The organism is Nicoliella sp. ESL1149, from assembly GCF_058107265.1.
This window is the reverse complement of sequence record NZ_JBYLUE010000002.1, coordinates 475,752-498,685: the sequence shown is the minus strand read 5'-3', so window position 1 is coordinate 498,685 and position 22,934 is coordinate 475,752. Positions and strand designations below refer to the sequence as shown.

At 35.2% G+C, this 22,934-nt stretch carries 23 protein-coding genes; 20 read left to right on the top strand and 3 right to left on the bottom strand.

The window, feature by feature from the left end; all coding sequences use genetic code 11:
• Nucleotides 1–6 precede the first annotated feature (6 nt).
• The 12 genes from AC3B6G_RS02670 (at nt 7) to AC3B6G_RS02615 (ending at nt 11,075) form a co-directional block, all read left to right on the top strand.
• Entirely contained in the window at nt 7–1,386 is a 1,380-nt protein-coding gene (locus tag AC3B6G_RS02670) for an acetyl-CoA carboxylase biotin carboxylase subunit (protein ID WP_489848890.1), read from the top strand.
• The gene (locus tag AC3B6G_RS02665) at nt 1,373–2,206 is read left to right on the top strand and encodes an acetyl-CoA carboxylase carboxyltransferase subunit beta (RefSeq protein ID WP_489848889.1); all 834 of its coding nucleotides are present in this window, start codon (nt 1,373–1,375) and stop codon (nt 2,204–2,206) included. The genes AC3B6G_RS02670 and AC3B6G_RS02665 overlap by 14 nt, the downstream gene beginning before the upstream one ends.
• On the top strand, nt 2,199–2,975 hold the full coding sequence (accA, locus tag AC3B6G_RS02660; RefSeq protein WP_489848888.1) for a carboxyltransferase subunit alpha: 777 nt from the start codon (nt 2,199–2,201) through the stop codon (nt 2,973–2,975). The genes AC3B6G_RS02665 and accA overlap by 8 nt, the downstream gene beginning before the upstream one ends.
• A gap of 12 nt (nt 2,976–2,987) precedes the next feature.
• Complete coding sequence (gene fabI / locus AC3B6G_RS02655) at nt 2,988–3,752, top strand: enoyl-ACP reductase FabI (protein WP_489848887.1); 765 nt, start codon at nt 2,988–2,990, stop codon at nt 3,750–3,752.
• A gap of 2 nt (nt 3,753–3,754) precedes the next feature.
• Nucleotides 3,755–4,345 carry a 4'-phosphopantetheinyl transferase family protein gene (locus AC3B6G_RS02650; protein ID WP_489848886.1) on the top strand — a complete coding sequence of 197 codons (591 nt, stop codon included), beginning with the start codon at nt 3,755–3,757 and terminating at the stop codon, nt 4,343–4,345.
• 14 nt (nt 4,346–4,359) lie between these two features.
• On the top strand, nt 4,360–4,803 hold the full coding sequence (fabZ, locus tag AC3B6G_RS02645; RefSeq protein ID WP_489848885.1) for a 3-hydroxyacyl-ACP dehydratase FabZ: 444 nt from the start codon (nt 4,360–4,362) through the stop codon (nt 4,801–4,803).
• A gap of 11 nt (nt 4,804–4,814) precedes the next feature.
• Complete coding sequence (gene fabF / locus AC3B6G_RS02640) at nt 4,815–6,053, top strand: beta-ketoacyl-ACP synthase II (RefSeq protein ID WP_489848884.1); 1,239 nt, start codon at nt 4,815–4,817, stop codon at nt 6,051–6,053.
• Between the two features lie 79 nt (nt 6,054–6,132).
• The gene (locus AC3B6G_RS02635; RefSeq protein WP_489848883.1) at nt 6,133–7,086 is read left to right on the top strand and encodes a DUF4097 family beta strand repeat-containing protein; all 954 of its coding nucleotides are present in this window, start codon (nt 6,133–6,135) and stop codon (nt 7,084–7,086) included.
• A 60-nt stretch (nt 7,087–7,146) separates the two neighbouring features.
• Entirely contained in the window at nt 7,147–7,704 is a 558-nt protein-coding gene (locus AC3B6G_RS02630) for an ECF-type riboflavin transporter substrate-binding protein (protein ID WP_489848882.1), read from the top strand.
• Entirely contained in the window at nt 7,704–9,407 is a 1,704-nt protein-coding gene (locus AC3B6G_RS02625; RefSeq protein WP_489848881.1) for an ABC transporter ATP-binding protein, read from the top strand. The genes AC3B6G_RS02630 and AC3B6G_RS02625 overlap by 1 nt, the downstream gene beginning before the upstream one ends.
• Entirely contained in the window at nt 9,400–10,227 is an 828-nt protein-coding gene (locus tag AC3B6G_RS02620; protein ID WP_489848880.1) for an energy-coupling factor transporter transmembrane component T family protein, read from the top strand. The genes AC3B6G_RS02625 and AC3B6G_RS02620 overlap by 8 nt, the downstream gene beginning before the upstream one ends.
• A gap of 104 nt (nt 10,228–10,331) precedes the next feature.
• Nucleotides 10,332–11,075, top strand: a complete 744-nt coding sequence (locus AC3B6G_RS02615; RefSeq protein ID WP_489848879.1) for a sulfite exporter TauE/SafE family protein — start codon at nt 10,332–10,334, stop codon at nt 11,073–11,075.
• Nucleotides 11,076–11,116: 41 nt separating this feature from the next.
• On the opposite strand, the gene AC3B6G_RS02610 is transcribed toward AC3B6G_RS02615, so the two are convergent.
• Nucleotides 11,117–12,106 carry a D-2-hydroxyacid dehydrogenase gene (locus tag AC3B6G_RS02610; RefSeq protein WP_489848878.1) on the bottom strand — a complete coding sequence of 330 codons (990 nt, stop codon included), beginning with the start codon at nt 12,104–12,106 and terminating at the stop codon, nt 11,117–11,119.
• Nucleotides 12,107–12,254: 148 nt separating this feature from the next.
• Between AC3B6G_RS02610 and galE the strand changes: the two genes are divergently transcribed.
• From galE to AC3B6G_RS02575, 7 genes are all read left to right on the top strand, one after another.
• Nucleotides 12,255–13,238: a UDP-glucose 4-epimerase GalE gene (galE, locus tag AC3B6G_RS02605; RefSeq protein ID WP_489848877.1), complete on the top strand. Its 984-nt coding sequence runs from the start codon at nt 12,255–12,257 to the stop codon at nt 13,236–13,238.
• Nucleotides 13,239–13,316: 78 nt separating this feature from the next.
• Nucleotides 13,317–14,216 (top strand): aldo/keto reductase, encoded by a 900-nt coding sequence (locus tag AC3B6G_RS02600; protein WP_489848876.1) that lies wholly within the window; start codon nt 13,317–13,319, stop codon nt 14,214–14,216.
• Nucleotides 14,217–14,484: 268 nt separating this feature from the next.
• Entirely contained in the window at nt 14,485–15,870 is a 1,386-nt protein-coding gene (locus AC3B6G_RS02595; RefSeq protein WP_489848875.1) for an amino acid permease, read from the top strand.
• Between the two features lie 67 nt (nt 15,871–15,937).
• Entirely contained in the window at nt 15,938–16,870 is a 933-nt protein-coding gene (locus AC3B6G_RS02590) for a DMT family transporter (protein ID WP_489848874.1), read from the top strand.
• 120 nt (nt 16,871–16,990) lie between these two features.
• Nucleotides 16,991–17,932 carry a DMT family transporter gene (locus AC3B6G_RS02585; RefSeq protein WP_489848873.1) on the top strand — a complete coding sequence of 314 codons (942 nt, stop codon included), beginning with the start codon at nt 16,991–16,993 and terminating at the stop codon, nt 17,930–17,932.
• Nucleotides 17,933–18,018: 86 nt separating this feature from the next.
• On the top strand, nt 18,019–19,776 hold the full coding sequence (locus tag AC3B6G_RS02580) for a hypothetical protein (protein WP_489848872.1): 1,758 nt from the start codon (nt 18,019–18,021) through the stop codon (nt 19,774–19,776).
• A complete protein-coding gene (locus tag AC3B6G_RS02575) occupies nt 19,773–21,509 on the top strand; it encodes a hypothetical protein (protein WP_489848871.1) in 1,737 nt (578 codons plus the stop codon). The genes AC3B6G_RS02580 and AC3B6G_RS02575 overlap by 4 nt, the downstream gene beginning before the upstream one ends.
• Nucleotides 21,510–21,529: 20 nt before the next feature.
• Here the strand turns inward: AC3B6G_RS02575 and AC3B6G_RS02570 are convergent, their stop codons facing one another.
• Nucleotides 21,530–22,174 carry a DUF6198 family protein gene (locus AC3B6G_RS02570; protein WP_489848870.1) on the bottom strand — a complete coding sequence of 215 codons (645 nt, stop codon included), beginning with the start codon at nt 22,172–22,174 and terminating at the stop codon, nt 21,530–21,532.
• Between the two features lie 74 nt (nt 22,175–22,248).
• Here AC3B6G_RS02570 and AC3B6G_RS02565 point away from each other — a divergent pair, with 74 nt between their 5' ends.
• Entirely contained in the window at nt 22,249–22,560 is a 312-nt protein-coding gene (locus AC3B6G_RS02565) for a DUF7671 family protein (protein WP_489848869.1), read from the top strand.
• A 50-nt stretch (nt 22,561–22,610) separates the two neighbouring features.
• On the opposite strand, the gene AC3B6G_RS02560 is transcribed toward AC3B6G_RS02565, so the two are convergent.
• Nucleotides 22,611–22,826, bottom strand: a complete 216-nt coding sequence (locus tag AC3B6G_RS02560; RefSeq protein WP_489848868.1) for a P8 family protein — start codon at nt 22,824–22,826, stop codon at nt 22,611–22,613.
• Nucleotides 22,827–22,934 lie beyond the last annotated feature (108 nt).

Below are 22,934 nucleotides of genomic sequence, written 5' to 3'. Positions count from 1 at the left end.
AGATAGATGTTTAAAAAAGTTTTAATCGCCAACCGTGGCGAAATTGCTGTTCAAGTAATTCGTTCCTTACATGAATTAGGAATTAAAGCGGTTGCCGTTTACTCAACTGCTGATAAGAACAGCTTATTCGTTAAGATGGCGGATGAAACTGTTTGTATCGGTGGACCTGAACCAGCCCAATCATACTTAAATATGCAGGCAATTATTGATGCGGCATGTTTGACCGGTAGTGAAGCAATCTATCCCGGTTATGGGTTCTTATCTGAAAATGCTGAGTTCGCAGAAATTTGTGAAAAATGCCATATTAAGTTCATTGGTCCTAGTTCAGAAGTAATTGATTTAGTTGGAAATAAGTCTCATGCCAAGGAAACAATGCAAAAAAATGGGGTTCCAACCATTCCCGGTAGTGATGGGGCAATTCAAAGTTTAGCAGAGGCAAAGAAACTGGCGGATGAAATTGGTTATCCGGTGATGCTTAAAGCAGCTGCTGGTGGTGGTGGAAAGGGGATTCGTCAGGTCAACACTGCGGATCAACTTGAAGCAATATACTTAGATACAAAACGTGAAGCCAGATTATCATTTGGTGATGACACGCTCTACATGGAAAAAGACTTAAGCAATGCTAAACATATTGAAATGCAATTAATTGCGGATTCAAATGGGCATGCGGTTTATTTCCCTGAACGTGACTGTTCACTTCAACGGGCACATCAAAAAATTTTGGAAGAAAGTCCTTGTGCGCAAGTAAGTGAAGAAACCCGTCAACATCTAGGGAAATTGATTACTAAGGCCGCCCTTTCAATTGGGTATGAAAATACTGGAACGGTGGAATTCCTAATGGATGAAACGACTGGTCATTTTTACTTTATGGAAATGAATGCACGGCTCCAAGTTGAACACACAGTTACTGAAGAAGTTTCGAATGTTGAATTGATCAAAGCCCAAATTATAGTTGCTGCCGGTGAGGACTTACCATTTACGCAAGCTCAAATTCACGTTAACGGCTATGCGTTAGAATGTCGAATCAATGCAGAAGATCCAGCTCATGGATTTATGCCTTCGCCAGGACGGATTACTAAGCTGAACTTTCCAGTCGGCACCAAGGGAGTTCGAATTGATTCAGGGGTTGTTGAAGGCGATTTGATTTCTCCCTTCTATGACTCAATGATTGCTAAGATTATTGTTCATATGCCAACTAAAAAGCAGGGTGTTAATAAGATGTTACGGGTGATTAAGGAATTCCAGATCGAAGGAGTTAAAACTAATCGCCAATTCTTACTTGACCTTTTAGCTGATAAACATTTCCAAGAAAGTGATTTTAATAATTTATACATTGAACAATCATTTTTGAAAGCGTGGTTGAAAAAGACAAATGAAGAACAATAATGAAGATGCAAAGACCTTAGCTGAGCGAATGAATCAAATTCCGGATGGCCTGTGGGTCAAATGCCCAATTTGTGAAAAGAGTTTCTATTATAAGCAATTAGGTCCATACTCTGAATGTCCTAATTGTCATTTTGGTTTTCGGATTGGTTCGCAAACTAGAATTAAAATGATTTGTGATGAATTCGAACCAATTGATCAAGATATTAAAGCTCCTCAGAGTTATCAAAAGGACGCTAAATATGTTGGAAAATTGGAAAAGGCACGAAAAGTAACTGAATTGAATGAAAATCCGTTAACTGGAATTGGAACTATTGATGGTCAAAAAGTCGGAATTGCAGTGATGGATTGGCGATTCATTATGGGAAGCCTGGGAACCGCAACTGGTGAAAAGCTGACTCGTCTATTTGAAAGATGCACTATTGAGAAATTGCCCGTAATAGTATTTACTGCCTCCGGAGGTGCTAGAATGCAAGAAGGAGTTCACTCTTTGATGCAGATGGCAAAAGTGTCGCTAGCAGTTGCTGACCATAGTAAAGCCGGATTATTATATATTTCTGTCCTCACTGATCCAACAACGGGTGGAGTTACCGCTAGTTTTGCCATGGAAGGTGATATTATGATCAGTGAGCCGCATGCTTTGATCGGATTTGCCGGAAGAAGAGTCATTGAAAAGACGATTCAACAAATTCCACCTAAAGATTTTCAACAAGCGGAAACGTTACTTAAGAATGGGTTCTTGGACGCCATTGTTCGCCGCCCTGAGCTTAAGAGTTTCTTGTCACGATTGTTGAGAATGCATAAGGAGGGTTCATATGACTAAGCCAAAATCAGCTTATGATCGGGTTTTAGCAGCTAGAAGTAGTGATAAAATAACGATTCAAGAGCTAGTTTCCGGAATTACAGAGGACTTCATCGAACTTCATGGAGATCATTGTTATGGTGATGATCCTGCTGTTTATGCTGGAATTGGGATGATTAATGGTCAAGCAGTGACAATCGTGGGGATTCAAAAAGGACTTACGACCCAAGAAAATGTTGAAAGACATTTTGGTTCCGCTGAACCAGATGGTTATCGAAAAGCTCTACGACTAATGAAACAAGCCGAGAAGTTCAACCGCCCCATCTTAACGTTGATCAACACCCCTGGAGCTTATCCAGGAATGGATGCCGAATATCACGGTCAAGGATATATGATCGCTCAATTAATTATTCAAGGATTAAATTTAACGGTTCCATACCTTAGTGTCATCGTTGGTGAAGGTGGTAGTGGTGGTGCACTTGCTTTAGCGGTCGGTGATCAAGTTTGGAGTTTTGAAAACAGTATTTATTCTGTTTTATCTCCAGAGGGTTACGCTACCATTTTATGGAAAGATTCTAGTAAAGCTAGAGAAGCTGCTGAACAAATGGGTCTAACTCCCGAAGATTTGTTAAAAGAGAATATTATTGATAAAATCATTCCAGAAGTACAAAATGATTCAGATTTAAAAAAATTTAAATTAACGGTTAGTAATGAATTTAAAAAATTACAAAAAATGTCAGTTGATGAACTATTAAGTAATCGTCATCAAAGATATCGAAATTTTAATTAGGGAGTAGAAAAAATGTCAGACTTATTAAAAGGTAAAAAATTTGTTGTTATGGGTGTTGCCAACAAGCGTAGTATTGCTTTCGGTTGTTACAAAGCTCTTAAATCACAAGGTGCTGAAGTCATTTTAACTTACCAAAACGAACGTCTAAAGCGCCAATTGGATAAAATTACTGAAGATGGTCAATTGATGTTTGAATGTGACGTTGCTGATGATAGTAATGTTGAAAATACATTCAAAGAAATTCATGACAAGGTTGGTAACATTGATGGTTTGATTCATGCCATTGCCTTTGCTGATAAAGAAACCCTTGAAAACGGTGTTAAGAACGTTAAAAAAGATGGTTATAATTTGGCTCAAGACATTAGTGCCTACTCCTTTATTTCAGCTTCTCGTTATGCAAGTGCAATTATGAACGAAGGTGGCAGTATCATGACCTTAACTTACATTGGTTCAGTTAGAGCAATTCCTAACTACAACATGATGGGGGTTGCTAAGGCTGCACTTGAAGCTGAAGTTCGTTATCTTGCAGCTGAATTAGGAAAAGAAAAGAACATTCGAGTAAATGCTATTTCTGCAGGTGCTATTAAGACACTTGCGGTAACTGGAATCAAACACCATAGTGATCTATTGAAGATGTCCGAAGGATTTACTGTAAACGGTAAGAGTGTTACACCTGAAGATGTTGGTAACACTGCTGCCTTCTTATTGAGTGACCTTTCTAGCGGTGTAACAGGGGATGTAATTTATGTTGATAATGGGGTTCATTTAATCATTTAATTATGGTTACAATTTATAGTGATACAATTCAAAACCTACGTTATCGATCTGTTTTTGATAAGTATCAATTATCTAATCAAAAATACAATAAACGGCAGTCGATCGTTGGTCACTTTTTATTAGCTGACTATTTAGGCGTTGATGTTAGAGAAACGTATGATCGAAAAAAGTTTAATTATGGAGCCCATGGGAAACCTAGTTTAAAGTCGGGTGCTTTTCAATATAATATTGCTGATTCTTACGATATGGTGGTGCTTGCTACTGCTCGTTATGAAATTGGTGCGGACATTGAAAAAATTCGTCCATTTGATTATCGCCGCATTAAAGGTGGTTTTAGAAGAGATGAGTTGAATTATTTGAAAACACTATCTGATGATGAACAAGTTAGGATGACTTTTAAAATCTGGACAATCAAAGAAGCCGTTTTAAAGTTAACTGGAATGGGATTACCAGGTGGTGTTCGAAGTATGCAAATCGATTTAAAGAACTTTGCATATGCGAAACGTTATGGACGCTTGATTAAACTTTCACCGTTAAATATTGGTGATCAGTACGTTGGTACGATTGCTCAATATGCTGTTGCACAAAACTAGGAGGAAATATTAAAATGGCTGTTTTAGATACTACTGAAATTATGGATTTAATTCCTAATCGTTATCCAATTTTATTTATTGATAAGGTTGACGAATTAAATCCAGATGAATCAATCGTTGCAACTAAGAACGTTACGATTAACGAAAACTATTTCCAAGGACATTTTCCTGGGAATCCAGTTATGCCTGGTGTATTACAAATTGAAGCAATGGCTCAAGTTGCATCAATTTTAATTTTAAAGAGTGAGAAATACAAAGATAAAACTGCTTACTTAGGTTCCATTAGTGGAGCTAAGTTTAGAAAAATCGTTCGTCCTGGTGACGTTTTGAAGTTTAAGGTTACGATGAAAAAGCAACGTAGCAACATGGGAATTGTTGATTGTGCAGCTTATGTTGAAGATAAAAAAGTTAGCCAAGCTGAATTATCATTCATCGTACCAGACGTTAAGAGAAAATAGGAGGTCCATTTATGGAACATCGTGTTGCTGTAGTTGGAATCGGAGCCGTTACACCGTTAGGTAATGATTCAAAAACTTTCTTAGACAATATTTTTGCAAACAAAATTGGAATTGCACCAATTACTCATTTTGATGCAACTGATACTGGGATTACCAATGCGGCTGAAGTTAAAGACTTTGATCCATTGAAAAGACTTCCTAAAAAAGTTTCCAAACGAATGGATGACTTTTCTCGTTATGCTGTTTATTCAGCAATGGAAGCAATGGAAATGGCTGGTCTGAAGAAGGGTGAATATAAGCCTGAAGATCTTGGAGTTATCTATGGATCTGGAATTGGTGGTTTAACTACGATCCAAGAACAAGCCATCAAGATGCATGATAAAGGGCCAAAAAGGGTTTCACCATTCTTTGTTACCAACTCAATTATTAATATGGCTGCTGGTAATATTTCAATCAATTTAGATGCACGGAATGTTTCTGAAGCTGTTGTTACAGCTTGTGCAACTGGAACTAATGCAATTGGAGATGCTTTTGAACATATTAAATTAGGTAAGGCAACTTACATGATTTGTGGGGGAAGTGAAGCCTCCATTAACGAATTAGGAATTTCTGGTTTTGCTTCATTAACTGCTTTATCGGACACCAAGGATCCTAAGCGAGCTTCGATTCCATTTGATAAAGATCGTAACGGTTTCGTTATGGGTGAAGGTGCTGGGACTTTAGTCCTCGAAGAATACCAACATGCTCTTGACCGTGGGGCAAACATCTTAGCTGAAGTTACTGGTTATGGAACCACTAGTGATGCATTTCATTTAACCGCACCTCGTCCTGATGGAAGTGGCGCAATTGGAGCGATGAAACAAGCAATTGCGGAAAGTGATATGGGATTAGATGATGTTGATTACATCAATGCTCATGGAACTTCAACTCATGGAAATGATTCTTCCGAATCTAATGGAATTTACACTTTATTTAATGAAGATAATGATCATGTTAAGGTAAGTTCGACTAAGGGCCAAACTGGTCATGCTTTAGGAGCTGCTGGTGGATTAGAAGCTGTTATTTTAGTTGGAGCACTTCAAAGAAACCAAATGCCTGTTAACGTTGGTCTAGAAAATAAGGATCCAGAAGTTAAAGTTGATTTAGTTACCGATGAAAACAAGAAATCGCATGATGTTGATTTTGCATTAAGTAATTCTCTTGGTTTCGGTGGTCATAATGCTGTTTTAGCATTTAGAAGAGTAAAATAGAATTAATGATCTATAAAATTTAGGCATTGACCAAATTAGATTTGGATCAATGCCTTTTTATACATAAGAGGGTGGAACGTTGAGGGTAAAACGAGTAAATAAATGGTTGTTGGCAATTGTAATAATTATTATTATTTTAGGAATCATAATTTGGCGACTTCCGTTATATTATTATCATGGTATTAAGACTGAATATCAGCTTAAATCAACTGAACAGCACTACACCAGAACAGTCCATCCTTTCTCTTCAATTCATTTAGATGCGAATTTGCCAGTTAACATAGAAAAAGGAAATACTAATCGAATTGTTGTAAAAGCTCAAAAAAATAAGCGGGTTCACATAAAACAGATTGGAAAGAAAATTATCCTTTCTGCTGATCAAGATACCCGAATTCGTCCCTTTCGTTTTTCCAGTCGTAAAATAATGGATCAAAAAATTACGATCTATGTAAAACGTGGGCGTCAATTACATTATTTGATTCGTAAGAATCCTAATGTAACAGGGGACGTCCAGATTAAAAACTTGTGGATTAAGAAATTAGAATTGATTGCTGGTTCAGGGAATTTAAATTTTGATAATTTTACTAGTGATCACCAACTGTTGATCAATAATAAGCAAGGTCAGATCAATTTTAATGATGTCCGTGCAACAATGTTAAACCTCACAACGAGTAGTGGAACAATTAATATTAATAATTCTCTTTTTACAAGGCGGCCTAGTCAAATTATAAGTGATAGTAGCAATGTTAATTTGAATTTAGTAAAGTGGAATAAGTTATGGTTAAAGACGAATGAAGGGCATGTTTATTTTAAACATCAAAATTCAGCTCATCTTTTTAAGGTACTGACGAATGATGGGGATATAACTGGATGGATAGATTATCCTAAAATTGCATTGATTAATTCTTATAGTGATAATGGGAATGCAAATGTATTTAACAACCTTCCCACCGGTTCGGCACGGTATTATTCATTTTATACTGATAATGGAGATATTAACGTTAAAAGAGGGAAATTGACTTTTGTAAATTAAGTCGATATGATTAAAATTATTGATTGAAAACGTTGAAATAGAATGAAAAAGGTGACTGATTTGAAGAAAAGACAACATCTCAAAATTCAGACGGTAGTTGCAATTGGAATTGGAACAGCAATTTTATTCCTCTTAAAACGGTGGGTTTCAATTCCAACGTTTATTCCAAACACAAATATTGATAGTTCGTATGGTTTTCTAGGTTTTATTGCAGTTTTATATGGTCCATTAGCTGGATTTATGATTGGTTTTTTAGGCCATGCATTAAATGACTTTACTCAATTTGGGATGCCTTGGTGGTCATGGGTGATTACAACTGGATTTGTAGGGATGATGATGGGATTCTTAAAGAATATCATCAAAATTCGGGAAGGTTATTTTGGAATTGGTAAAATTGTTTTTTATAATGTATATCAAGTAATCGTTAATATTATCGGGTGGGCATTGATCGCGCCGACTGGTGATATTTTGATTTATTCAGAACCAGCAAATAAAGTATATTTGCAGGGAATCGTTTCTGCAATCACTAATAGTTTATCAACAGGTGTAATTGGAACGATTTTATTGATTGCTTACGCTGCTTCAAGAACGAAGAAAGGTAGTTTAAGAAAAGAATAATGGTAAAACCACAAATTCAATTTAAAGATGTTACTTTTCAGTATTATAGTCAGGCAGAACCGACGTTAAAAAATATTAATTTAACTATTAATAAGGGGGAACGCGTTTTAATTGCTGGCCCTTCCGGATCGGGAAAATCAACGCTTGGGAACTTAATCAATGGATTAATTCCACACGCAATTGAAGGGGAATTAAAAGGTCAAGTTTTGGTAGATGGAATTGACGTTCCTAAATCCAGTATTGCAGAATTGTCATTAAAAGTAGGAACAGTTTTACAGGACTCCAATAATCAATTTGTTGGCTTAACGACAGCTGAAGATATTGCATTTGGAGAGGAAAATGACGATGATGATGTTGATAAAATGCATCAAGATGTCAAAAAATGGGCCCAAAATCTTTCTATTGTAGATTTATTAGACCAAGCGCCCCAAGCTCTTTCTGGTGGCCAAAAACAACGGGTCGCAATGGCTGGGGTGTTGATCGATAATGCTGAAACGATGCTTTTTGACGAACCACTAGCAGCTTTAGATCCAGCAACTGGACATCAAACAATGCAATTAATTAATGATTTGCAGCAACAATACCATCAAACGATGATTATCATTGAACATCGAATAGAGGCGGTCTTAACACAACCAATTGATCGGTTGATCGTTTTGAATGACGGTAAAATCGTTGCCGATGATAAACCAGAAGTGATCCTAAAGAAATCTATCTTAAATGAATTAGGATTACGGGAACCATTATATTTAGAAGCATTAAAAGCTGCGCATGTTGATTTAGAAAATGTAGAACACGTTGATGATCCTAAAAAGATTAGCGCTCCAAACTTAGCGCAATCACTACAACATATCGATGATCAAAAGTTACATGTGAAACAAATTGAAGCCAAACCGTTATTGGAAATAAATCATTTGGACTTTAAATATGACCAGCAACATCCAATCTTAAATGATTTTAATTTAACTGTGAATCAGGGAGAACGGTTAGCAATTGTTGGTCGAAATGGGATTGGTAAGACAACCTTAAGCAAATTGATTGCGGGATTCATTAAACCACAATCTGGTTCCATGAAATTAGCAGGGGAATCGTTATCTGATCAATCGATTAAAGAACGTGCTGATGAAATCGGTTATATTATGCAAGATCCCGATAAGATGATTAGTAAAGTAATGATTCGCGATGAAGTTGGCTTAGGACTTAAACTACGTGGCTTTAGTAAATCTGAGATTAAACAACGAGTGGAAGCAGCTTTAAAGATTTGTGGATTATATCCATATCGGAATTGGCCAATTTCTGCTCTTAGCTTTGGTCAAAAGAAACGGGTTACGATTGCCAGTATCTTAGTTTTAAAACCTAAAATATTGATTTTAGATGAACCAACTGCAGGGCAAGATTTTCAACACTATAATCAAATGATGCAATTTCTAATGAAATTAAATCATGATGGGATGACAATGATATTTATTACACATGATATGCATTTGATGTTAGAATATGCCAATCGAACGGTGGTATTAGGCAATGAAAAAATCTTAGCTGATGCTCAACCATCAAAAGTATTATCTAACCAGAATTTATGTCGAGCAGCTAATTTATTACCAACCAGTTTATTCACCTTAGCACAACGCTTTAATTTAGATCCATTAAGTTTTACCAAAAGCGTGATTAAATACGAACTAGGTGGTGGAGAAGATGAATAATAATTTGTTTGGGTACGATCACGGGACGACTTGGCTTCATCGTTTAACTGGTAGTACTAAATTAGTGTTTTTTTTAGCTATTTCAATTATTGCAATGGTAAGTTATGATCCACGGTTCATCATTGGAGTATTGATATTATCGTTAATTTTATTCAAACAAGCCCATATTAAATGGCAACAAGTAAAATTAGTGGTTAGTATCATTATTTCATTTGCAATTTTAAACTTGATCATGGTCTTTATTTTTTCACCAATGCATGGAACAGCATTATATGGTACTACCCATATTATTCTTGGAACGGGTGGTTACTTCACGCTGACGTGGGAGCAGTTATTCTATGAATTTAACTTAGCTTTGAAATATGTTGTGATGGTACCATTAGCACTGATTTTCTTGATTACCACAAATCCAAGTGAGTTTGCTGCAAGCTTAAATCGTTTAAAGGTTCCATATCGGATTAGTTATGCTGTTTCCTTATCTTTACGGTACATTCCTGACATTCAATCGGACTATAAGGAAATAAGTGATGCTCAACAAGCCCGCGGATATGAAATGTCCAAAAAAGGAAAATTATCCCAAAGGTTAAAGGGTGCAACCCAAATTATTATGCCCTTAATATTTACCAGTTTAGATAAAATTGAAGTGATTAGTCAGGCAATGGAATTACGGCGCTTTGGAAATGGGAAAAAACGGAGCTGGTACATGCAACAGCCAATGCGACGAAATGATTATTTAATGCTATTATTAACGTTATTGATTGTTATCGTTGGGATTTGGTTCATGTTTTTAGACCATGGTCGTTTTTATAAACCATTTTAATTATTTTAATAAATTTGTATCGAAAAATAACGATTCGTCTTATAATGAGGATTGCATCTAATTTATAGGAGTGAATCGTTATTATTTTACAAAGTCTACTTTATTTGATTATTGGCTTTTTATCTGGAATTTTTGGGACCGTGATTGGGATTGCTTCATTGATTTCGTATCCGGCTCTTTTGATTATGGGATTACCACCAGTAGTTGCAAATATGACTAATTTAACATCACAGGTCTTTCTTGGTTTAGGTTCAATTCCAGAATCGGCAAAAGATCTTAAAGGATATTGGAAAACAACGTTGATTTTTTTCTTTCTTGTTATGCTGGGCGGATTTGTGGGAGCAAAAGTTGTTTCTGTTGAATCGAATGCTTCATTTGCTAAAATCGTCCCTTTTTTTATTTTAATTGCTGCAGGATTGATTTTAAGACCAAATAAGAAGCATAAAAGACATCATCATACTAAAAAGCAATTGTTTTGGATTGATCTATTTTCAGCAATTGCAATGTTTATTCTTGGAATTTATTGTGGTTATTTTGGGGCAGCTTCTGGTGTTTTATTTTTAGCCCTATTAGCTGTGATTAGTCATGCTTCTTTTCGAGTCAATAGTTCCGTCAGAAATATTGTTATTTTAGGAGCTTCTTTATCTAGTATTACAATTTTTATTACTGCTCATGAAATTAATTGGGCAATCGTTCCTTCTTTAGGATTGGGAATGTTATTAGGTGGATACATTGGTCCGATCATTGTTCGCCACGTTAATAAAGAAAAATTAAAGGTTGTTATTTCAATTTGTACATTTGGGTTAGCGATTTATTTATTCATGAAAGCCTACCACATTGGAATATAAAAACGATCCTCGTTTTTGAGGATCGTTTTTTATTATTTAAATCAGTTAACTGGACTGAACGGTGTTTTACCTTCAATAATAGCTTTTGCATTATCTAATGCAATTACGACCATGTTTTTAACAGCCATATCGGTATAAAAACCAACGTGAGGAGTTAAAGAAACGTTATCCATAGCTAATAATTGATCTAGGTAGGGATTATCAATTTTTTGATTTTTTAAATTGCGACCAAAAATATCAGCTTCATCCTCAATTGTATCTAAACCAGCTGCTGCGATTTCATGATCCTTTAAAGCATCAATTAAATCAGCAGTATTTACCACGCCTCCTCGTGAAGCGTTAATAAAAATGGCGCTATTTTTCATCATTTTAAATTCTTTTGCACTAATTAAGTGGGTCGTATCTGGTAATAAAGGCGTGTGCATTGTTATAACATCAGCAGTTTTAAGAAGGGTTGGTAAATCGACATATTCAAGAGTATCCTGCACATCTGGACGGTGATAAATATCGTTACCAATAACGGTTGCTCCTAATGCTTTAAAAATTCTCGCAACGGTATAGCCAATTTTACCAACCCCAACGATTCCAACAGTAAGATTATGAATTTCAGGAGCTTCTAGACCAGCCCAACTAAAATCATGTTCTTGATTTTGTTTCATAATTTTAGGCAGATGACGAAGCGCCATCATTGTATGGGTCAATGTCATTTCAGCAACTGACCGGGGAGAGTACGCAGGCACGTTTGTGATAGTAATTCCGTACTTTTTGGCGGTATCAATCGCATAATTTTCATAACCGGTACTTCTGACGGCCATTTGTTTAATTCCAAAATCATGAAGTTGTTTAAAGATTGCTTCATCTTTGGCATCGCCAGTTTGAAGAACTGAGATACCATCATACCCTTTAGCTTCTTTGACGTTTTCAGCATCAATTTCTTCGCTATTGGTATCAACTTCAACATGGTTTTGAGCAGCCCATTGGTCAATGGCTGGTTGTTCATCTGGACGAACGCTATACATTAAAATTTTCATAGTTCAAACTCCTTTGCAATAAATTGGATAGAATTAGGTATAGTATAGCTTATTTCTTTAAGAAATAGAATTGATTATTTATAGAAGGTTGCGAAAAAGAGGATTTTCTTTGATAATAAAAGATACATATAGTTAAGGATGTGTAAGAATGACAGTTTTAGTTATCGGTGGAGCAGGTTATATTGGTTCTCAAACCGTTCAAAATTTGCTCCAAAAAGATTATTCAGTTGCAGTTTTAGATAATCTTTCAACCGGTCATCGAAGTGCCGTGAATTCCCGAGCAGATTTTTTTCACGGCGATATGCGTAATCTAGAGGATCTATCAAGAGTTTTTGAAAATGAAAATATCACTTGTGTAATGCACTTTGCAGCTAAATCAATCGTTAAGGATTCAATGAGTCAACCCCTGAATTATTTTGATAATAACGTGTATGGAATGTTACAACTTTTAAAAGCGATGCACCATTATAATATTAAAAATCTAATTTTTTCGTCCTCAGCATCAGTTTATGGACAACCAGATCAATTACCAATTAAAGAAGATGCTCCTAAACATCCAACTAACACTTATGGGCAAAGCAAGTTGATGATGGAACAAATGACGCATTGGGCTGATGTCGGAGATGGCATTAAATCGATTGCGTTGCGCTATTTTAATGTTGGGGGAGCAAGTTTAGATGCTTCGATCGGCGAAGTTCATCATCCGGAGACGCATTTGATTCCAATCGTTCTTCAAGTTGCAAATGGTCAAAGAAAAGAGCTCCAAATTTATGGTGATGACTATCCAACTAATGATGGGACCAACGTTCGTGATTATGTGCATGTTGTTGATTTAGCCGATGCTCATATTTTAGCGATGGAAAAACTATTAAGCACTAATAAGTCCGATGCTTATAATATTGGTTCTTCGACTGGTTTTTCAAATTTAGACATTTTAAAAGCAGCTCGTAAAGTAACTGGGAAACCAATTCCTAGTAAGTTTGCTCCCCGTCGACCTGGAGATCCGGCTAAATTAGTTGCTGATTCTACAAAAGCAAGAAAAGAACTTAATTGGCAGCCAAAATATGATGATATGGATAAAATTATTGCTGATGCATGGCAATGGACAAAAAAGCATCCCAACGGATATTAATAAGCAGATTACTTGAAACCTCCTGGAAATGTTTTCTATAATGGCAATTGTAGATTAACATTAAGGAGGTTTTTATTGATGGACGGATTAAGAACAACCACAAAGTTAAATAACGGTGTTGAAATGCCTCGCTTAGGTTTAGGGGTATGGAAGACGGATAATAATTCCGCAAAGGAATCTGTAAAGGCAGCAATCAAAAATGGTTATCGTTTAATTGATACTGCTAAACAATATGGAAATGAAGCCGGTGTTGGTGCCGGACTTAAAGAAGCACTTGAAGAAAATAACTTAAATCGAAAGGATATTTTTTTAACAACGAAAGTATTCAATGGAGATCAAGGATATGATTCTACGATTCATGCCATTAAGGGGCAATTGAAACGTTTGGACCAATCATACTTTGATCTTTATTTGATGCATTGGCCAGTTGATGATAAGTACATTGATACTTGGAAAGCCATGGAACATTTGTATCATGAAGGGTTAGTTCGAGCAATTGGGGTTTCTAACTTTAATAATAAACGGATGAAGAATCTATTAGATCATGCAACGGTAACGCCAGCTGTAAATCAAATGGAATACAATCCACTTTGCCAAGATAAGGATATTATTAAATTCGATAATCATTACGGAATTCAAGTTGAAGCCTGGTCTCCACTTGGTGGCGGAGCTGCTTTGAACGATCCTACAATTAATGAAATTGCCAATAAGTATAACAAATCCGCAGCTCAAATTATTTTACGTTGGGATTGGCAAAATCATATCATTACAATTCCAAAGTCTGCTCATGAAAAGAGAATCATTCAAAATAGTGATATTTTTGACTTTGAATTAAGTTCTGATGATGTTAAAAAAATTGATAGTTTAGATCAAGATAAAAGAACCTTAACTTATGATATGTTCAAATGGAATAACCCTAAGGGTGCTCCTGATGATGTTGATAAGTGGGATGATTCTCCAGCAAACTATAAGGATTAGTAAAGAAAGTAAATCTTGCATTAACTTTTCTTTTCCTGTAAAATTGGAAACAACAAAAACGGAGAGAGGTAGTCATCATGAAAATGCGTTTGAATAATAATTTCTTCTTTAATAATGCTAGCAGCTATTTACTAGTTTAGGGAGAAATATCGCTTTCATGATAATTACTTCAAACACTAGAAGGTAGCTTCAAGTTATTTTCTAGTGTGGTAGGGAAACCGCATTAGATGTGGTTTCCCTTTTTTTTGTAAGTTAAGGAGGTCTAAATATGAGTTTAATTGGGAATATAACGAGAAAAGAATCGATTGCTCGGTATACAAATCCAGAGAATCAACTTGAGCGAACATTAAATGCAAAAGATTTAGTGTTAATGGGAATTGGAACGGTAATTGGAGCAGGAATTTTTATTCTTCCAGGAACGGTTGCGGCTGAAACTGCAGGTCCGGCAATTAGTTTATCATTTATCGTTGCCACGATCATTTGTTTATTAAGTGCGATGTGCTATGCTGAGTTCTCTTCTGCTTTACCAGTTTCAGGGAGTGCTTATTCATACGGAAGTGTAATCTTCGGTGAAGGAATTGGTTGGGTTCTTGGTTGGAGTTTATTGCTTGAATATATTTTATCGGTTGCCACTGTTGCGACCGGATGGTCTGCGTACTTCCAAGCTCTTTTAAAGGGATTTGGAATTACCATTCCGCATTCGCTAAGTGGATTTTATGATCCAAGTCATGGGACCTACTTTAATTTATTTGCTGTCATAATCGTGTTAGTCATTGCTTTCTTATTGATGGCTGGAAATACAACTTCGGTTCGTTTGAACAATATTATTGTTTTAATAAAAGTTGCCATTGTTATTTTATTCGTTGTTGTTGGTGCCTTTTACGTTAAACCAGCTAATTGGTCACCATTTATGCCATTTGGGGCAAGCGGAGTCTTTCACGGAGCGTCACTAGTTTTCTTTGCATACCTTGGATTTGATTGTGTGTCATCTTCTGCTGGGGAAGCAAAGAACCCACAACGTTCGATGCCAATTGGAATTATTGGAACGTTAGTTGTTTGTACTGCCCTATACATCGCTGTTTCATTGGTATTAACGGGAATGGTTAAGTATACCCATTTAAACGTCCCAGATCCAGTTTCATTTGCTTTGAACATTGCTAATTTGAATTCAATTTCGGGCATAATCGCAGTTGGAGCTTTGATTGGAATGTTCACAATGATGTTGAACATGATTTATGGTGGTTCAAGATTAATTTATTCCATGGGTCGGGATGGTTTACTACCTCATTTTCTTTGGAAAACTAACCGACACAACGTTCCCAAAAATGCTTTAGTCTTAGTAACAATTGTTATTTGTATTATGAGTGGATTGATCTCGCTTGATGAATTAGCTAGTTTAGTTAATATTGGAACTTTAATTGCTTTCTTCTTTGTTTCACTTGGGGTATTACCACTTAGAAAACGAACTGATTTGGCTCACGATGGGTTCAAAGTCCCTCTTTATCCGGTACTGCCAATTATCTCAGCAGTTCTAATTGCGTTTATTTCAACCCAATTACCAAAAACAACTTGGATCGCTGCTGGAATTTGGTTCCTAATTGGAATCTGCCTATACTTAAGTTATGGAATGAAGCACAGTTTGGCGGATAAGTAGACTATACAAGCTAAAAAAATTGTTTTAAGATAGAATTAATAAATAAAATGGAGTTGTTAAGTAAGTTATGGAAAAATCAACACAAGGTAAATCCACAGTCCTTAAGGGAATCATGTGGTCTGCAATCGCTTCGACATTATGGGCGGTTTCTGGAGCATTAATGCAATTAGTTGCCAAGAACGAAAATGTTCCTGCCATCTGGTTCTTATCAGTTCGGACATTGTTTGCCGGAGTTTTACTTTTGATTATTGGAGCGATTCAAGTTCGTTCTCATATTTTTGATATTTTTAAATCAAAACGACAAGTCATGTTACTTTTGATATATAGTATCTTTGGGTTAGCAATGAACATGTCAACATTTTACATGAGTATTCAAACTGGTAACGCTGCTGCAGCTACCATTTTGCAATACCTAGCACCATTGTTCATTGTTTTATTTGGAATTTTATTTTTACACAGAAAACCAATGAAGGATGATATTATCGTCTTCTTGATTGCCTTAGTTGGAATTTTCTTATCCGTTACTAAGGGTGATTTGAACGAGTTATCGATTCCGCTTGCCTCTATTATCTGGGGACTTTTATCTGCTGTTTCGGCAGGGGTTTACTACTCTGTTCCTAAGGCATTGAGTGAAAAACATTCACCATTTGTTGTTTTAGGTTGGGGAACATTAATTGCTGGAATTCTTTTCAATAGTTATCAACCATTCTGGAGCGGGGCCCCAGAAATCAACTCAACAATTGTTTTAGGGATTGGTGGAGTTATCTTGATTGGGACCATTGGTGCATTTTCATCAATGATTTATAGTTTAAGATTTGCTAGTTCAGAAGTGTTAAGTATTGTTGATGCCGTTGAACCAGTTATGACCTTTGTTATTAGTGTTATTTTCTTAGGTCTTGCATTAGATTGGGTTGAAGCATTTGGAGCAGTCCTAGTTATTTTCTCAATTTACCTCTTACAAAGAAGTCACCGAAAGAAAAACAAAACATTCTTAGAATAATTTAAAAAATAAGTATCCGAAAGGATACTTATTTTTTATTTCTTAATGTGAGTAAAGTTAACATGTGGTAAAATTATAACTGTATGTTTTTAAGTAATATTTCAATTTAGGAGTGTAATTATGAATCAAGAAGGATCAACTAGTGTTGATGCAACAAAGGGTATTTTATGGGCAATCTTAGCTTCAGCGTTATGGGGAGTTTCTGGAGCGGTACTTCAGTTCGTTTCGCAAGATGAAGATTTACCTGCTGCATGGTTCTTATCAACTAGAACGATTATTGCCGGAATTGTATTATTGGTCATTTCGGCTTGTATGTATAAGAAACAGATCTTTGACGTGTTTAAATCTAGAAATTCAATTATTTGGCTAGTAGCTTATGGAATTTTTGGATTAGGTGCGAACCTATTAACATTCTATATGAGTGTTCAAAACGGGAATGCTTCTGCTTCAACGATTTTACAATATCTATCACCAATATTTATTGTAATTGGTGGAATTATTTTCCAACACAAACGCCCACACCCTAGTGACTTATTAGTGTTTGGAATTGCATTAGTTGGTGTTTTCCTAGCAATTACAAAGGGAGACTTTTCTAAGTTATCCATCCCATTAGATTCATTATTATGGGGGATTGGTTCAGGAATTACAGCTGCTTTATACGTTGTATTACCACGAAAAATTGCTAGCAAGAACCCACCAATGATCGTGTTAGGTTGGGGTTCTTTAATTGCTGGAATCTTCTTTAATATCAATCATCCGATTTGGGTTGCTGCTCCTAAACTGAATACTGGAATTGTATTAGGTTTGGCTGCCATTATTTTGTTAGGAACAATTTTACCATTTAGCTTACTTTTGCATGCATCTAAGTTTGCTAGTTCTGAGGTAGTTAGTTTAGTTGATGCGACGCAACCAGTTGTAACTTTCATTTTAAGTATTGTCTTCTTTAGTTTAAAGGTGAACTTGATTGAAGTTATTGGAGCGGTTTTGGTTATTATTGCGATTTATCTTCTTCAATATTTCCACCGCAAAATTGATTATGGAATTGATTCTAAAATAAATTAAAAAATGATTAGATTACTATCTAAAAAATTGAAAAAGTAGTACCATTTCAATATGGTACTATTTTTGTGTAAAAAGGGTGTTTGTAAATGCCAAAACAGTTAAAGAACTTCGGCTTATTATCATTGCCATATATCGTAATTTTAGCAATGGCAATCTTTATTTTATTACCTCAAATGATGAGTGGCGCTTTTATTCCAGGTGTTGACTCACTTTTTCATATGAATCGCTTTTACGATACAGCAATGCAAATTAAAACTGGTCACTATAGCTATTTCGCTTCAGTATTTGGTTTTAACCAAACCGGGCGAATTGTAAATGCATTGTATGGACCAGCAATTGCTTATTTCAATGGTTTTATTTTACTACTATCGGGAACCTGGTTCCGCTTTGAAATTTTGGATGCTTTAATCGTATTGATCATTGGTGGAGGTGGAATGTATCATCTTTGCCGAATCAATAAAGTTAAAGTTGGGATTGCATTACCTGTGGCGGGGCTTTATATGCTTTCAACGCCAATTATGGTATGGGTATTGGATGAACAATTCACTGGTTGGGGAGCAGCAGTTTTACCGTTTGTAATTATGTCAGGAAGCCACATGGTAAATCATTTTAATATTAGGATTATTCCATTAGCGCTTGCAATGACAGCAATCTTACAAACTCATTTAATGAGTAGTGTAATTGGGGTTACTGCTTTGATTCCGCTCTTTTTATTTGCGTGGATTCGTTCCAATCAAAAAATAAAAATGATTTTTCATTTAATTATCGCTGCTGGATTAACATTATTGTTGACCGGCAACGTATGGGGTGGAATGTTAGAAGCATTTTATCATAATAATTTGATCCCTGTATTTCCCCAAACGAATATGAGGTTGAATGCGGTGGGAATAACTTCAAATCGAATGATTGATCGAATTAGTTTTGTTTACTTGTTTGTTTTTCTGATCGTGTTGGTTTATCTACTTTTGTATTGGAAGAAGACCAGTTATCAAATTAAAGCATTTACAATTTCAGGACTATTATTACTATTTATCTCTTCTAAATTATTTCCATGGAACCAATTAGCAAATCGTTTTCCAAGTATTACATATACGATTCAAATGCCAAAAAGATTTATTGTTGTTGCGGTTATTTTATTGCTTTTGTCCTTAGGAATGATTTTGAGTCACACGAGTTTTAAACTTGAAAATTCACAGCTAGATACAACTGTAAAAGTGTTGATTTTGCTAATCATGTTGTTTGTTGGTTGGCGAAATGTAAATGGTCAGTTGGAACATCGGATTGCAAATTACTATTCTAATCATGTAATTAGTCAACCGATTTGGTTGTTACATTATCATAGTGACGATGCTAACCAAATTCGGGATTCTTATCACAGTAAAAATTTAGAATTAGGTTTGAATATGATTACAAAGGCAACTCCGGATTATTTACCAACTAAGCAACCCGTAACGGCTGATAATTACAATGATTTACATCCATATCACTTAACCAATGATCAATTGATTGCTCAGAAACGAAAGGTGACTAAATGGGTAAATGATAAGGGTCATTTAATGGTCAAGTGGAATAATCATCAAAAGAAAACTGCATTAGATTCTATTCCAGTTGTTAAATATTATCATACGGAAATTTTAGTTAATGGAAAACGTGCAAAAAAGTATCGATTGACCAAAGTCGGTAAAGTGCAAGTCCGTTCTAAACCGGGGATTAATCGGTTAGAGTTGATTTATCATCCTAGCCGATACTTTAAGCTGTTGATGTTAATCACAATGTTTACCTGGCTTAGTTTAATCGTCGTAATTTTTGTTAAGGTATTTTTTAATGGAGTAAAAGAAATATGAAAAAGCACCAATTATGGAGGCCCTATCTACTGATTGCGATTATTTCATTAATAATCGTAATGCCCCAAATCCTCAACCATGCTGATATTATTGGGGTAGACTCCATTTTTCACATGAATCGTTTTTATGATACAGCAATGCAGATAAAAACTGGGCATTTTAATTACTTTCAGTCATTTTTTGGTTTTAGTTCATCTGGAAGGATTGTAAACCCACTCTATGGGGCAAACTTTGCTTATTTAAATGGGTTATTATTACTACTTACCCACAATTGGATTAATTTTCAGATTTTAAATTCTTTTTTAATTTTATTAATTAGTGGTAGTACGATGTATCATCTTTCTCGAAAATTTTCTGTTAGTCAACGGGGAAGTTTGATTGTTGGATTGATTTACATGTTTTCCACGCCAATCTTAGTTTGGTTAGTTGGTCAACAATTTACTGGATGGGGTGCTGCAATTTTACCATTGGTATTTATGAGTTGTAGTGGTCTTATCAATGGAAAAGTTGATTATATTAGTTTGGCATTTGGAATTGTAATTATTTTCCAGGTGCATATGTTAAGTGCCTTGATCGGAAGTTTGGCAATATTACCGTTTTGGATTAGTGGGTTTCACAAATTTGCCGATAAACGTCGTTCAATGCTGATTAATACTGGAAAAGCATTTTTGTGGTTCGTGGTATTATCAGCCAACGTATGGGGAGGAATGTTAGAAGTAATGACTTCTAATCACCTCTTATCTGTTGCGCCTGCTACTCCATTAAGTGAAGATGCATTAAGATTATTTGGAAATGCAAGTCCGGATACATTAAATGTATTAGACAGCATCATGTTTGCTTTGATTTTATTATACGTTGTTTTTTTCTGGAAGAATTTAAAACGTGATTTTAGAATTGTTTCACTTACCGGATTGGGCTTTTTGATTATTTCATCAAATTTAATTCCTTGGAAAGTGATTGGACAAATTTTTCCGGGGCTAAATTATTATCTTCAAATGCCTAAACGTTTGGATGTAGTAGCTTTTATTTTATTAGCATTGAGTGTTGGTATGATCATGAGAGATCGAACCCCATTTCCTGATTTTGAGCGGTTAAAACCGTGGATTGCTGGGATATTTATTCTGGGATCTTTAACGACAACTTATTTAACCATAAATGATGGGATTCAAAATGGTTGGAAGTCTAACGAAGCCGTTCAAAACGATTATAATGTTGATTTTCACATTACAAGTGGAACTCAACTTCGTCATGATTTAAATTCCGCTAATTTATCGTTAGCACTCAAAGATATTACTAAAAGTACTCCTGATTATCTTCCAGTTAAACATTATTTGAAACCAGATCAATACTTTCCATTTCATCCCTATCATGCATATGGAAGCCAAATTGTTAGAAATCAATTTAATTTACGACCATCTCAAAATAATGTGAAAAAATGGGTCAATAACGATGGGCTTCACATTAGTTGGAATAATAATTCAATCAGTTATAAAAGAACAGCTATTCCAATTATTAAATATGCGCATACACATGTAATGTTAAATGGCAGTACTATTAATCATCCTAAGACCTCGCAAATTGGCGTCGTAAACGTGAACGCTAAACCTGGTAAGAATGAGTTAGTTGTTAGATATGTACCTAGTTGGTGGTTCAAATTGTTAATGTTGATTGCAAATGTTAGTTGGGTTGTGCTTTTGATTATTTTTATAAGAAAAAGAAAAAATGTTGATTAGTTAATTGCTAATCAACATTTTTAATCTCTGGCACTAAAGTTATGAATTAATCGGGGACAAACGTGGTCATCAGCAAATTTAATAAGAATTCCATTACAAAGAACAGAATAAATAGTTCCAATTCCAACAGATTCAATTTGGTTAGTGGCTATAAAACAAACAATTATAATGACAATTGGAATTATCATATCGATAAATTGTGATAAGATCGCACTTCCGTGAACCCACTTGAATCTTAAAAGATTACTCATATCATCATTGGGATGCATAAAAATGTTTGCTCTTTGGTATAATGAAATTGCAGTACAAAACATCGTTACCCCTAATAATGCCATAAATATTCGCCAAGGAAGCGATAATTGACCTAATCCTAATGTTGTAAGAAGATTAGTAAAAAAATTAATTAAGTAGCTAAAAAAAAGGACATATATTAATTCACCAATTAAACGGAACCAATCAAGGTGTTTAATTAATAATTGATTAGCAATGATGTTAAATAAGCCAAATCCAAAAATGATAAAGCCTAGTTGCCAATGGAAGATGTGGTTTAAATTTACGGCAGCAGCAGTCCAAATTCCAGATCCACATTTAGAAGTAATTGTAAAACCATTTCCAAGGGCATTGATTAGTAGGCCAACAATTAATGCAATAATTCTTGTCGACATTGAATTATTTTTTTGAATGATTAATCATTCCCTTCATATAATAATGATAAAATAAAAAAATGGGGTTGATAAAGGTGAAAGGGCAATATAAAGTAACTAGATATATTGGAGTGCCTGTCGAGGCTGATGCTTCAGGGCAATATGTAGTCAAGAAGGATCCAACAGGAACAGTTAAATTTCATGATTGGCGAACTGGTAAACATTCAAGAGGAAAGTTTAAAAAAGATGGACAAATTTTTTTGACGGAGAACGATTTAATGGTTGCGGTAATTGCAACTGAACCAGTTAGATTTAATAAACGTCATCAATATACCCCAATGCAAAGGTTCACGAGTGCGTATTTAGATGAAGAAATCGTAGCAAAACTAAAAAAGGCACTTAATTAAAAAATTAAGTGTCTTTTGTTTGAGTTTCTTAATAATAAACGGAGCTCAAATTATTTCTTTAATAATTCTTCAGCCTTAGACTTAATTTCATCATCGGACATGTCTTCGAATGGAGCCATTTGCTTTTCAGTTTCATCTGTACTATGGTTGTTATTTTCCATAAAGTGATCCCAAAGGGCGTCACGAACAGGTGTATTACTGTCGCTCCAATCAAATAATTCACTCATCTTTCTATCAAGTGCAGTGTCTTCTTCAAAACTTGCCATAATGAATTCCTCCTAAATGTTTATATAAAACTCATTGAATATTATATCATTTTTGTTATTTTTGTATAGTGATTTGACTCATTTTTGCTTAAGGTTTTTTGTGTTTTT